Raw genomic sequence first — 12,722 nt, 5'->3', positions numbered from 1 at the left:
CCAGTGCCGGCGGAAGCGACGTCGATGCACCACACCACCACCCACGAGCGCGCACGACGTCGAAACTGCAGATAACCACGCTCCCGCGCGTTCTAAACGTGGTTTCGTGCCAACTCGACGGGGACGGTGCGCCACCACTCCCTGCTCACGAGCGCGCACGACGTCGAAACTGCACATCACCACGCTTCTGCGGGTTCTAAGCGTGGTTACCTGCCAACTCGGCGGAGCTACTGGGGCGCCTGGACACGCGGCACGGGGCCTCGCGCGTCCCAGATGCCTAGCGCAGCCTGTTGGAGGTGTAGGCCCGGGGTGTGCGCGCTCCGGGGCGCTGCAGCGGCACCCACAGCTTGTAGCGGTCGGCCCGGTAGTAGGACACGGAGTAGTCAACCATGGCGCGGGCAACGTACGCGTGGCGCTGGATCTTGAGCAGCGGAGCACCCATCTCCACGTTCAGCAGGCGGGCGATGGACGGCGAGGCCGCCGTCGCCTCGATGGTGTCCTCCCCCCACTCCATGACCAGCCCGTACTTCTCGCTCAACACGTTGTAGAGGGAGGCCGGCGGGGGGTCGTCGAGGATCCCCCGCACCCGGTGCGCCGGGATGAAGTTCTCGTCGACGCTCATGGGCTCGCCGTCGGCCAGCAGCTGCCGCCGGAACCGCACCACGGGCTGCCCGAGCTCGAGCTGCAGTTCACGGGCGATCAGGGGTGTGGCGCCGATCTGCTCGAAGCTGAGCACGTGCGCGTCCGGCACCATGCCCCGGCGGAGCATCTCCTCGCTGTAGGAGGTGAGCTTCATCTGCAGGTCGACCTTGGCATGGGCCACGAATGTCCCCAGGCCCACGATCCGCTCCAGGACCTCCTCGGCAACCAGGGCATCGATGGCGTGGCGCACCGTCATCCGGGCGACGCCGAAGTGCAGGGACAGCTGGCGCTCGGACGGAATCGGCGAACCGGGCGCGGCCCGCTCCAGGATGTAGGCCCTCAGAATTTCCCGCAGCTGCACGTGTTTGGCCACGGGTGAGGCCTCATCGAGGGCCGGCACCCCTAGGAGCTTGGGAGCGGTCGCCGCCACAATTGCCAGCTTTCCATGGTGGTAGTTTCGGGGCCGGCGGCCGACCGCCGGGTGGTTCCGAGTCTATCGAAATTCTTCCGCGGCGGCGGTGCCCGGAAACGCCGAAGGACCCGCACCGGGGTGCGGGTCCTTCGGGTTCTGCGGGGTTGGGAGCTTAGTGGGCGTGTGCCCCGCGGCTGTACTCGTACACCCAGCCGACCAGGGCGATCACGGTGAAGCCAAGACCGATGTAGAGGATCCACCAGCCGGCTGCCAGTCCGAGGAATCCGGCGGCGGCAGACAGGCCGAGGAACAGGGGCCACCAGCTCCAGGGGCTGAAGTGACCCTGCTCGCCGGAGCCTTCGTGGATCTCGGCGTCGAGCCGGTCCTCCGGCCGCATGCCGACCCTCTTGCCGGTGAAGCCGAGGTAGAACCCGATCATGATGGCCAGGCCACCGGTCAGGTACAGCCCGAGGAACCCTACGGGCTCCTGCCATTCGACGAGGACCCCGTAGACGGTGCCGACCAGGAAGAAGAACGGCGCAAGGAGGGTGAACAGGCGTGTCTCAATTTTCACTGGGTAGCGTCCTTCCGGGCTGCGGAGCCGAGCACCTTGCCGGCGGCGGATTCGTCGGTGTGCTGCTGCTGGAGTTCCGGGTGGTGCAGGTCCAGCGCCGGGCGCTCCGAGCGGATCCGGGGCAGCGAGGTGAAGTTGTGCCGCGGCGGCGGGCAGGAGGTGGCCCACTCGAGGGAGGCTCCGAAGCCCCACGGGTCATCAACTTCGACCTTCTTGCCGGTGCGCCAGGTGATGTACACGTTCCAGAAGAACGGGATCAGCGAGGCGCCCAGTACAAACGAGGCGATGGTCGAGAACTGGTTCATCGCTGTGAACCCGTCCTCGGGCAGGTAGTCCGCGTAACGCCGCGGCATGCCGATGACGCCCAGCCAGTGCTGGATCAGGAAGGTGCCGTGGAAGCCGAGGAACAGAAGCCAGAAGTGGATCTTGCCGAGGCGCTCGTTGAGCATCTTGCCCGTGAACTTGGGCCACCAGAAGTAGAAGCCGGCGAACATCGCGAAGACGACGGTGCCGAAGACCACGTAGTGGAAGTGTGCGACCACGAAGTAAGTGTCAGAGACGTGGAAGTCCAGCGGGGGCGAGGCCAGGATGATGCCGGTCAGGCCACCGAAGAGGAACGTCACCAGGAAGCCGATGCTCCACAGCATCGGGGTTTCGAAGGTGATGGATCCCCGCCACATGGTGCCGATCCAGTTGAAGAACTTCACGCCGGTCGGGACCGCGATGAGCATGGTCATGAAGGCGAAGAACGGAAGCAGCACGGCACCGGTGACGTACATGTGGTGGGCCCACACGGTGACCGAGAGGGCGGCGATGGCGATTGTCGCGTAGACCAGGCCCTTGTAGCCGAAGATCGGCTTGCGGCTGAAGACCGGGAAGATCTCCGAGACGATGCCGAAGAACGGCAGGGCGATGATGTACACCTCGGGGTGCCCGAAGAACCAGAACAGGTGCTGCCAGAGGATGGCGCCACCGTTCTCGGGGTCGAAGATGTGGGCACCGAAGCGGCGGTCCGCACCGAGGGCAAACAGCGCGGCGGCCAGCGGGGGGAACGCCATGAGAACGAGGATGGCCGTCACCAGGGTGTTCCAGGTGAAGATCGGCATGCGCCACATGGTCATGCCCGGGGCGCGCATGCAGATGATCGTGGTGATGAAGTTGACCGAGCCGAGGATGGTGCCGAACCCGGACAGGGCGAGTCCGAAGACCCACAGGTCCCCGCCGACGCCCGGCGAGAACGTCGTGCTCGACAGCGGCGTGTAGGCGAACCAGCCGAAGGACGCGGCACCCTGCGGGGTGATGAAGCCGGAGACGGCGACGGTGCTGCCGAAGAGGAAGAACCAGAACGCCAGCGCGTTCAGGCGCGGGAAGGCGACGTCGGGTGCGCCGATCTGCAGGGGCATGATGACGTTCGCGAACCCGGCGAACAGCGGGGTGGCGAACATCAGCAGCATGATCGTGCCGTGCATCGTGAACAGCTGGTTGTACTGCTCCTTGGTCTGCAGGATCTGCAGACCGGGCTCGAACAGCTCGGCCCGGATCACCAGCGCCATGACCCCGGCAAAGCAGAAGAAGACGAAGGAGGCGATCAGGTACATGTACCCGATGGTCTTGTGGTCGGTCGAGGTGATCCAGTTGACGACGATGCGGCCTTTGGAGCGCGGTACGACGCGTGGAGCGGCTACTGTGCCGGCTTCCTCAAGGGTGTATTCGTAGGTGGACATCAGCTGCTCCTGGCAGGGTCAAAGTCGGGGTCGGTGTCCGGGTAGGAGTCGCGGTCATACTCGTCGCCGAGCTGGCCGTCCTCGAGGGTTTCCATCCGGGCGTCGAACTCCTCCTGGGAGACGACTGCCACGTTGAAAAGCATTTCCGAGTGGTACTGGCCGCAGAGTTCGGCGCACTTTCCATCAAACGTCCCCTCCTGGGTGGGGGTGAGGTTGATGTAGTTGATGCGGCCCGGGTAGAGGTCGCGCTTCTGCAGGAAGGCCGGCACCCAGAAGGAGTGCTGGACGTCGCGGGCGCGCAGCTGGAGCTCGACGCTCTGGTTGACCGGCAGGTAGAGGGTGGGCAGCTTGTCCGGGATGCCGGGCTCGCCGGTCAGCTCGGCCTGCACTCCGGTGGAGTATTTGTCCTGCTTCACGTAGTTGAAGTCCCAGGACCACTGCTTGCCGCGGACGTCGATGATCACGTCGGGGTCCTCAACGCGGGTGTCGATGATGCCCTGGTCGCGCTGGGTGAAGTAGAAGAACACCAGCACCATGAACAGCGGGATGGTCAGGTAGAAGATCTCGAGCGGCAGGTTGTAGCTGAGCTGGCGCGGGTAGCCGGTGTCGTTGCGCCGGCGCCGGTAGGCGACCATGCACCAGATGATGAGGCCCCAGGTGATGATGCCGACCACGAGGGCCGCGATCCATGAATTCACCCACAGGTCGGTGATCAGCCCGGTGTGGTTGGTGGTGTTCCTGTCCCCCGGCAGCCAGCCATTCTGGGCTTCCGTTGAACAACCGGACAGCAAAAGCGCCCCGGCCAGCGAAATGCTGGAAATCTTTGCGATCCTGGCGCTCTTGCCGCCGGTTCGGTCCTGCGAACTCACAGACGGACCATCCTTTTCTACGTGCGTTGCCACCCGCGATCTGATGCAGTTCGGGGTGCCCCTCCAGTTTTACTACTCACTGTAGAGCTTACCCGCCGTCGAAGCCATCGTGTGACATGCGAAAGGGCCCGTGGCGCGCCTTTCAGCGTGCTACGGGCCCCGCAAAACCGCAGGTCAGTGGAAGGAATCACCACAGGCGCAGGATCCGCCGGCGTTCGGGTTGTCGATGGTGAATCCCTGCTTGGAGATGGTGTCCTCGAAGTCGATCGAGGCACCGGAAAGGTAGGGAACGCTCATCTTGTCAACGATTACTTCAACGCCGTCAAAGTCGCGGACTGCGTCGCCGTCGAGGACCCGCTCGTCGAAGTAGAGCTGGTAGATCAGGCCGGAGCAGCCGCCGGGCTGGACGGCCACGCGGAGGCGGAGGTCGGTCCGGCCTTCCTGCTCCAGGAGGCTGCGCACCTTGCCCGCGGCGACCTCGGAAAGCTGCACTTCGTGCTCCGGAAGGGAGGCCGACGTCTCGTCGGGGGCCGTGGTGGTCTCTGGCGTGGTGGTGCTCATGGTGTCTCTCCTAGCCTGGATCCGTTGCTGAACACCGCTTGCGGCGTTCTGGAGTCCCTTCCATGGTACGCCGCGCATCCCGTGCAGTTAACACCGGAGGCGCGTGAGCGCTGACACCCCTGCTCCCCCGCCGCAGCGGCGGCCGCACGGCGGAGGAGCAGGGGCGCTCCAGTCAGGAGCCGGAGAGGCCGCCCGCGTTGATGCGGGCGAGCAGCAGCGCCTCGGCGAGCACGGCCCGCTCGAACTCTGCAAGGTGCAGGGATTCGTTCGCGCTGTGCGCCCGCGAATCCGGGTCCTCCACCCCGGTGATCAGGATCTGGGCCGCCGGGAAGAGTTCGGTCAGGTCGGCGATGAACGGGATGGAGCCGCCCATTCCCGCCTCCACGGCCTCCACGCCCCAGGCCTCCTCAAGTGAGGCGAGGGCAAGCCGCGCCGCGGGCGCGGAGGTATCTGTCGAGAACGGGCTGCCGGTCTCGCCCGGGGTGAAGGTGACGCGGGCGCCAAAGGGTGCGGAGGCCTCCACGTGGGCCCGGACGGCCTGCATCGCCTGCGCCGGGTCCTGCCCGGGCGCAAGCCGGAGGCTGAACTTGGCGCGGGCCCGCGGCAGGAGCGTGTTTGAGGACAGCGCGACGCTGGGCATGTCCATGCCGATGATGGACAGGGCGGGCTTGGTCCACAGGCGGGAGGCGATCGAGCCGGTGCCCGCAAGCTGCACCCCGTCGAGGACGGAACTGTCGGCCCGGTAGTCCTCTTCCCGATAGTCGACCGTGGCGGTGTCGCCGCCGGCCAGGCCGGCGATGGCGACGTCGCCGGCGTCGTCGTGGAAGGTCGCGATCAGCCGCGCCAGGAGAGTCGGCGCGTCGAGGACGGGTCCGCCGAACATTCCGGAGTGGACCGCGTGGTCGAGCACCTGGACCTCGATGGTGCCGTCGACGAGGCCGCGGAGGCTGGTGGTCAAAGCCGGAACGCCGACCTTCCAGTTGCTGGAGTCCGCGACGACGATGACGTCAGCCTCCAGCAGGTCGCGGTGGGTCTCCAGGAAGGTGCGGAAGGTCGGCGATCCGGCTTCCTCCTCCCCTTCGATGAACAGGGTGACCCCAACGCCGAAGCGGTCGCCGAGCACCTCGGTGAGGGCGCGCAGGGCACCGACGTGGGCCATGACGCCTGCCTTGTCGTCGGCCGCTCCCCTGCCGTAGAGGCGGCCGTCGCGCTCGACGGCGGTGAACGGGTCGCTCTCCCACAGGTCCGGATCGCCCGGGGGCTGGACGTCGTGGTGCGCGTACAGCAGCACCGTCGGCTGGCCCGGTGCGGCCGGGCGGCGGGCGACGACGGCTGGCCCGCCGGGGACGCCGTCGTTGTCGACGCGCAGGATCTGCACGTCCTCGACACCGGAGTTCCGGATCAGTGCGGCGATGGCCTCGGCGCTGCGGTCGAGTTCGCTCGCGTCGAAGGCCTCCCAGGCTATGCCCCGGATGCCGACGAGGGCCTTGAGCTGGTCGACGGTGGCGGGAAAGGCGGCGGAGACGCTGCGGCGCAGCTCCTCCGCCGGGTGGTCGGAGAGGGCGGACGGCGGGTTGGCCGGTTCGGGAGAAGTCATGTCTCGACCCTACACACGCTCCTGCCCGCCCCGCAGCCCCGGGCGGGCGTCCCCGGGAGCGCGCCCGTAAGCGGTTGCCCGTACAGGTGAGGGCCGTCTGACAGGTATCCTGAGGGGGTGTTTGGACGAAAGAAAGACGCCCCCGTGGCCCAGGATGTCATTGACCGCGCGAGCCGCGAGCGGGAGGACCGTCAGCGTAGCGCCGGCAAGGGCGCGCCCACCCCGAAGCGCAGTGTCCAGCAGGCCGCCCGCAAGCGGCCGCTGGTTCCCGAGGACCGCCGGGCGGCGCGCAGCCAGAGCCGCAACGCCGCCGCCGAGCAGCGCCTGCGCATCCGCGAGGCCCTGAACACCGGCGAGGAGCGGTACCTGCCGCTGCGGGACAAGGGCCCGAACCGCCGCTACATCCGGCAGTTCGTCGACGCCCGCTGGAACCTCGGCGAGTTCCTCATGATCGCCGCGCTCGTCTTCGTCGTGCTCAGCTTCATCCAGACCGTCGAGGTACAGAGCGCCGTGCTGCTCGGGTTCTGGGTGCTGATTATGGCCGTAATCGTCGACTGCTTCCTCCTGCGCCGCACGCTGAAGAAGCGCCTCACGGCGAAATTCGGGGCACCCAACGCGGGTGACCTCTGGTACGGGGTGACGCGCGCCCTGCAGCTGCGCCGGCTGCGGCTGCCCAAGCCCCAGGTCAAGCGCGGGGACTACCCCGTCTAGCCGGCAGGTCCGGCCGGGTCCGGCCCGGCGCCCCGCGCCTGCACCCAAGACCCAAATAACCGCGCCCGATCCCTGCAGGGATCGGGCGCGGTTGCTTAAGCGGTTGTTTGATTCGGGCGGTTCTTCAAGTTGGGAGTTGTTCAGTCCCGGCGGCTGCGGAAGGCCCGGGCTAGTCCGCGGTTGATCCGCGCCGCCCACAGCGGACCCTCATAGAGGAAGGCGGTGTAGCCCTGGACCAGGGTGGCGCCGGCGTCGAGCCGTTCAAGGACATCCCCGGCGGTCTCCACCCCGCCCACCGACACGATGGCAAGGTCCTCCCCGGCGGCGGCCCGGAGGCGCTTGAGCACCTCGAGGGAGCGCTGCTTCAGGGGCGCACCGCTCAGCCCGCCGACACCCTTCGACATCACGGTGGCGTCATCGGTGGTGAGTCCGCTGCGGGTGATGGTCGTATTGGTGGCCACGATGCCGTCGAGCTTCAGGTCGAGGGCCAGGGCGGCGATGTCGTCGATGTCGGAGTCCATCAGGTCCGGAGCGATCTTCACGAGCAGGGGCACATGCCGGCCCGCCGCCTCGTCGGCCGTGGCACGCACCGCGTTCAGGAGCGGGCGCAGCGATTCGACGTTCTGCAGCAGCCGCAGGCCCGGGGTGTTGGGCGAACTGACGTTGACGACGAGGTAGTCGGCCGCCGGCGCCACCGCCTCGGTGCTGAGCAGGAAGTCACCGACGGCGTCGGCGAGGTCGACGGCCTTGGTCTTGCCGATATTCACCCCGATGATGGGGCGGTTCGAGCGGTAGGTGCGCTCGAGCCGGGTCCGTGCCGCGGCGAGCCGGGGGGCCACGGCGGCCGCGCCGTCGTTGTTGAAGCCCATCCGGTTGATGACCGCGCGGTCGGCCTCAAGGCGGAACAGGCGCGGCTTCGGATTGCCGGGCTGCGCCCGGCCGGTGACGGTCCCGACCTCGATGTGCCCGAAGCCCAGGGCCGTCAGCGCCGAAATGCCGTGGCCGCCCTTGTCGAAGCCGGCGGCCAGGCCGAACGGTGAGGGGAACACGACGCCGAAGGCGGTGGTCTGCAGGTCGGCGTGCGGGCTGGAGTAGCGCCGCAGCAGCCAGCCGGCCGGCGTCCGGTCCGCCAGCCGGATCAGCCCGAAGCCGATCCGGTGCGCGCGCTCCGCGTCCATGCGGGAGAAGGCGAGGCGGAAGAAGGCCGGATAGATCTGCATGCTCTAAAGTTCCCATGAGGACAGCCGCCCGAACAACTCGGGCGGCATTTTTCGGAAGAACCGGGGGCAATGGAGAGAACGTGGGAGCCCGACCACCTCGGCCCGGCCTACAGCAGGCTCACACTCGATCTTGAGCCCGACGAGGAGGGGCCCTGCTGCGCGACGCTCGTCGCCCACCGCGCGCCCGTCCGGCGGCCCGCGGCCCGCTTCCGCCGGGCCCTCGGGGCAGCGCTGTCCCGGGCCTCCGGCCGGACCCCGGAGCCGCGGCGGATTCCGGCCCTGCTCTACCTCCACGGGTGGAGTGACTACTTCTTCCACACCGAACTGGCCGAGTTCTGCGCGGAGCGGGGCATCGAGTTCTTTGCCCTCGACCTGCGCAAGTACGGCAGGAGCCTGCGGGAGTGGCAGACGCCGGGGTACGTGCGGGACCTGCGGGAGTATGACTCGGACCTCGACGCGGCCCTCGCCGCGGTGCAGGAGGAGATCCAGGCGCGCCACGGGCCCGGGGCGGCGGTGGAGCTGAATCTGATGGCCCACTCGACCGGCGCCCTGACGGCCGTGTTGTGGGCGGACCGGCATCCCGGCCGGGTCGCGTCCCTGATCCTCAACAGCCCCTGGCTCGACACCCAGGGCAGCGCGCTGTTCCGCAACACCACCCAGGGCCTGCTCGAACCCCTCGTGAGGTTCCGCCCCAAGGCGCGCCTGCGGCTGCCCGAGTTCGGCTACTACTGGCGGAGCATCAGCAGTGAGGCCGATGGAGAGTGGAACCTTGACCGGCGGTGGCGCCCCGAGTTCGGCTTCCCGATCCGGGCCGGGTGGCTCACCGCGGTGCTCTCCGGCCACGCAGCCGTCGCCCGGGGCCTGTCCCTCGAGGTGCCGGTGCTGGTGCTCGCCTCGGCCCGCTCGGCGGTCAGCCCCACCTGGAGTTCGGCGATGCTCGAAGCGGACAGCATCCTCGACGTGTCGGTGATGGTCCGCCGGGCCACCGGTCTGGGCCGCCGGGTCACCCTTTCCCGGTTCGACGGCGCCCTTCACGACGTCCTGCTGTCCCGCCGAGAGGTGCGCGCCGAGGTCTATGCCGAACTCGACCGCTGGCTGCGGTGCACCGGCCCCGCCGCGCAGGGGTAAGGGCCGGGCGTCAGGAAGGTGCCAGGCGGGCGGGTCTGAAGCGGGCGGACGTCAGGCGGGCAGGCCCGCGGCGGCGTCGACGGCGCCTCCGTAGCGGCGGTCGCGGGAGGCATACTCCTCGATGGCCCGCCACAGGGTCCGCCGGTCCACGTCGGGCCACAGCGTGTTCATGAAGACCATCTCGGCGTACGCGGACTGCCACAGCATAAAGTTCGAAAGCCGCTGCTCGCCGGAGGTGCGCAGGAAGAGGTCGACGTCGGGCAGGTCGGGTTCGTCGAGGAAGCGCTGGATGGTCTTTTCGTTCACCGAGGACGCCCGGAGGTTCCCCGCGGCCACCTCCTCGGCGATGGCCCGCGCCGCGTCGGCGATCTCCGCCCGGCCGCCGTAGTTCACGCACATGGTGAGCGTGCATGTCGAGTTGCCCCGGGTCTGTTCCTCGGCCTCTTCGAGTTCTGCGATCACCGAGCGCCACAGGCGCGGCCGCCGTCCGGCCCAGCGGATGCGCACGCCCCACTCGTTGAGCTGGTCGCGCTGCCGGCGCAGCACGTCCTTGCTGAAGCCCATCAGGAAGCGCACCTCCTCCGGGGAGCGCTTCCAGTTCTCGGTGGAGAAGGCGTACACGGACACGTGCTGGACGCCGATCTCGATGGCCCCGGCCATGACGTCGAGCAGCGCGGCCTCCCCCGCCCGGTGCCCTTCGGTGCGCGGCAGGCCGCGCTCGTTGGCCCAGCGTCCGTTCCCGTCCATCACGATGGCGACGTGCCGCGGCACCAGCTCGGCGGGCAGGCGCGGAGGCCGCGCCCCGCTCGGGTGCGGCCAGGGTGCCGTCGGCGACGGGGAAGGGGTTCGGTTCGGGGTCACACACGCTCCACATGTCGAAGGGATTTCACGGCCCGCTCAAGGTGCCATTGAAGATACACCGCCACGAGCCCGGCCGCCTCGCGGCGGGCCGGGTTCTCGGAGGCATCGGCGGCGGTCCAGTCCCCCGACAGCAGGGCTGCCAGCAGCTCCATGGTGCCGGGCGCCGGCGACGCCGACCCGGGCGGCCTGCAGGTGGAGCACACGGCCCCGCCGAGGGGCGCCGAGAACGCCGAGTGCGGACCGGGTTCTCCGCACCGGGCGCAGTCGGTGAAGCTCGGCGCCCAGCCGGCCGTGGCCAGGGCCCGCAGCAGGTAGGAATCGAGGATCAGCTCGGAGGGGTGCAGCCCGCGGCTGAGCGCGGAGAACGCGCCGGCGACCAGGCCGTACTGGGCGCTGGCGGCCTCGCCGTCGGTGTCGGTGAGGCGCTCGGCCGTCTCGGCAATGGCGGCCGCCGCCGTGTAGCGCCCGTAATCGGCCGCGATGCCGTGCCCGTAGGCGCCCTTGGTCTGCGCCTGCGTGATCACATCGAGGTTCCGCCCGGAGGCAAGCTGCAGGTCCACGGCCATGAACGGCTCAAGCCGGGATCCGAACTTGCTGCTGGTGCGCCGCACACCCTTGGCGACGGCGCGCACCTGCCCGTGCTCCCGGGTCAGCAGCACGATGATGCGGTCCGCCTCTCCCAGCTTGTAGGTCCGCAGCACCACGCCTTCGGCACGGTAGGTACGGGCTGACATTTTGGACATACTCCAAGTCTCCCACCAACCGGGGAGGAAGGGCCCTAGGCGCTGTCCCGCACGGCGCGGTTGACGGCGGAGATGACGGCCTTCAGGGCCGCCATGGTGGTGTTCGCGTCGATGCCGACACCCCACAGCACCCGCCCGCCGACGGCGCATTCAACGTACGCCGCGGCGCGTGCGTTTCCGCCGGCCGACAGGGCGTGCTCGGTGTAGTCCAGGACCCGCACGTCCACGCCGTCCTGCCCGAGGATGTCGAGCAGCGCGTCGATCGGCCCGGTGCCCTCGGCCGAGCGCCGCTGCTGCACGCCGTTGACCATCAGCGTGGCGGTGAGCTTCAGGGAGCCGTCTCCGGCGGTGTCGGTGTTGACCGAGGTGAGTTCGTAGTGGCCCCAGCGGGTGCCGCCGTCGGCCCGGGCCGGCAGGTATTCGTCCTGGAAAACCGTCCACAGCTCGGAACCGCTGATCTCTCCCCCGACGGTCTCGGTGCGCCGCTGCACCACGGCGGAGAATTCGATCTGCGCCCGCCGCGGCAGGTCGAGGCTGTGCTCATGCTTCAGCAGGTACGCGACCCCGCCCTTGCCCGACTGGGAGTTCACCCGGATGACGGCCTCGTAGCTGCGGCCGACGTCCTTGGGGTCGATCGGCAGGTAGGGAACCGCCCACGGGATCTCGTCGACGCTGACTCCGGCGGCCGCGGCGTCGTGCTCCATCGATTCGAACCCCTTCTTGATGGCGTCCTGGTGGGAGCCGGAGAAGGCGGTGAACACGAGGTCCCCGCCGTACGGGGAGCGCTCCGGCACGGAGAGCTGGTTGCAGTATTCGGCGGTGCGCCGCACGGCGTCCATGTCGGAGAAGTCGATCTGCGGGTCGATGCCCTGGCTGTAGAGGTTCATCCCGAGGGTCACCAGGTCGACGTTGCCGGTGCGCTCCCCGTTGCCGAACAGGCAGCCCTCGATGCGGTCGGCGCCGGCGAGATAGCCGAGCTCAGCCGCCGCCACGCCCGTTCCCCGGTCGTTGTGCGGGTGAAGCGAGAGGATGATGTTGGAGCGGTTCTCCAGGTTGCGGCTCATCCATTCGATGGAGTCCGCGTACACGTTCGGGGTGGCCATCTCCACGGTGGCCGGCAGGTTCAGGATCATCTGGCGGTCCGCCGATGCCTCGAACACCGCGGCCACCTCGTTGCTGATGCGGGCGGCGAACTCGAGTTCGGTCCCGGTGAACGACTCGGGCGAGTATTCGTAGGTCACGTGGGTGTTCTTCAGGCTCTCCTCGAACTTTCTGCAGAGCCGCGCGCCGGTCAGGGCGATGTCGACGATGCCGTCGCGGTCCTGGTTGAACACCACGCGCCGCTGGAGGATCGAGGTCGAGTTGTAGAGGTGCACGATCGCGCGGTCCGCGCCCTCGAGGGACTCGTAGGTCCGCTCGATGAGATGCTCGCGGGCCTGGGTGAGGACCTGGATGCTGACATCGTCGGGGATGCGGTCGCCCTCGATGAGCTGGCGGACGAAGTCGAAGTCGGTCTGCGACGCCGACGGGAACCCGACCTCGATCTCCTTGTAGCCCATCTTCACCAGCAGGTCGAACATCTTGTGCTTGCGCTCGGGGCTCATGGGGTCGATCAGGGCCTGGTTGCCGTCCCGCAGGTCCACCGCGCACCAGCGCGGGGCCTTGGTGATGACCTTGTCG

General features: G+C 68.6%; 12 protein-coding genes. 2 read left to right on the top strand and 10 right to left on the bottom strand.

The annotated features are described in order from the left end of the window. Positions 1–277: 277 nt before the first annotated feature. The 6 genes from QZX79_RS03770 to QZX79_RS03745 form a co-directional block, all read right to left on the bottom strand. Positions 278–1,042 (bottom strand): GntR family transcriptional regulator, encoded by a 765-nt coding sequence (locus QZX79_RS03770; protein WP_294564986.1) that lies wholly within the window; start codon positions 1,040–1,042, stop codon positions 278–280. Between the two features lie 184 nt (positions 1,043–1,226). Further along, positions 1,227–1,628, bottom strand: coding sequence for a cytochrome c oxidase subunit 4 (locus tag QZX79_RS03765; RefSeq protein WP_294564862.1), 402 nt, complete (start codon positions 1,626–1,628; stop codon positions 1,227–1,229). Next, entirely contained in the window at positions 1,625–3,352 is a 1,728-nt protein-coding gene (gene ctaD, locus QZX79_RS03760; protein ID WP_294564860.1) for a cytochrome c oxidase subunit I, read from the bottom strand. The genes QZX79_RS03765 and ctaD overlap by 4 nt, the downstream gene beginning before the upstream one ends. Further along, on the bottom strand, positions 3,352–4,221 hold the full coding sequence (coxB, locus tag QZX79_RS03755; RefSeq protein WP_294564857.1) for a cytochrome c oxidase subunit II: 870 nt from the start codon (positions 4,219–4,221) through the stop codon (positions 3,352–3,354). Before coxB ends, ctaD begins: the two co-directional genes overlap by 1 nt. A 174-nt stretch (positions 4,222–4,395) precedes the next feature. Next, the gene (locus QZX79_RS03750) at positions 4,396–4,782 is read right to left on the bottom strand and encodes an iron-sulfur cluster assembly accessory protein (protein ID WP_120165504.1); all 387 of its coding nucleotides are present in this window, start codon (positions 4,780–4,782) and stop codon (positions 4,396–4,398) included. 172 nt (positions 4,783–4,954) lie between these two features. Continuing rightward, positions 4,955–6,379, bottom strand: a complete 1,425-nt coding sequence (locus QZX79_RS03745; RefSeq protein WP_294564854.1) for a dipeptidase — start codon at positions 6,377–6,379, stop codon at positions 4,955–4,957. A 144-nt stretch (positions 6,380–6,523) separates the two neighbouring features. Here QZX79_RS03745 and QZX79_RS03740 point away from each other — a divergent pair, with 144 nt between their 5' ends. Further along, a complete protein-coding gene (locus QZX79_RS03740) occupies positions 6,524–7,090 on the top strand; it encodes a DUF3043 domain-containing protein (protein ID WP_366484669.1) in 567 nt (188 codons plus the stop codon). Positions 7,091–7,230: 140 nt separating this feature from the next. On the opposite strand, the gene QZX79_RS03735 is transcribed toward QZX79_RS03740, so the two are convergent. Beyond that, complete coding sequence (locus tag QZX79_RS03735; protein WP_294564849.1) at positions 7,231–8,310, bottom strand: quinone-dependent dihydroorotate dehydrogenase; 1,080 nt, start codon at positions 8,308–8,310, stop codon at positions 7,231–7,233. Positions 8,311–8,379: 69 nt separating this feature from the next. On the opposite strand from QZX79_RS03735, the gene QZX79_RS03730 reads away from it, so the two are divergent. Beyond that, positions 8,380–9,438, top strand: a complete 1,059-nt coding sequence (locus QZX79_RS03730) for an alpha/beta hydrolase (protein ID WP_294564846.1) — start codon at positions 8,380–8,382, stop codon at positions 9,436–9,438. Between the two features lie 51 nt (positions 9,439–9,489). On the opposite strand, the gene QZX79_RS03725 is transcribed toward QZX79_RS03730, so the two are convergent. The 3 genes from QZX79_RS03725 to leuA form a co-directional block, all read right to left on the bottom strand. Beyond that, entirely contained in the window at positions 9,490–10,299 is an 810-nt protein-coding gene (locus QZX79_RS03725; RefSeq protein WP_294564844.1) for an isoprenyl transferase, read from the bottom strand. Beyond that, entirely contained in the window at positions 10,296–11,042 is a 747-nt protein-coding gene (gene recO, locus QZX79_RS03720; protein WP_294564842.1) for a DNA repair protein RecO, read from the bottom strand. Before recO ends, QZX79_RS03725 begins: the two co-directional genes overlap by 4 nt. Before the next feature lie 35 nt (positions 11,043–11,077). Then, positions 11,078–12,722, bottom strand: a 1,645-nt coding sequence (gene leuA, locus QZX79_RS03715) for a 2-isopropylmalate synthase (protein ID WP_294564831.1), incomplete at its 5' end; no start/stop codon positions are given.

The sequence above is a fragment of the uncultured Arthrobacter sp. genome (assembly GCF_902805515.1).
GTDB lineage: Bacteria > Actinomycetota > Actinomycetes > Actinomycetales > Micrococcaceae > Arthrobacter_D.
This window is presented reverse-complemented; position numbering and strand designations above follow the sequence as displayed.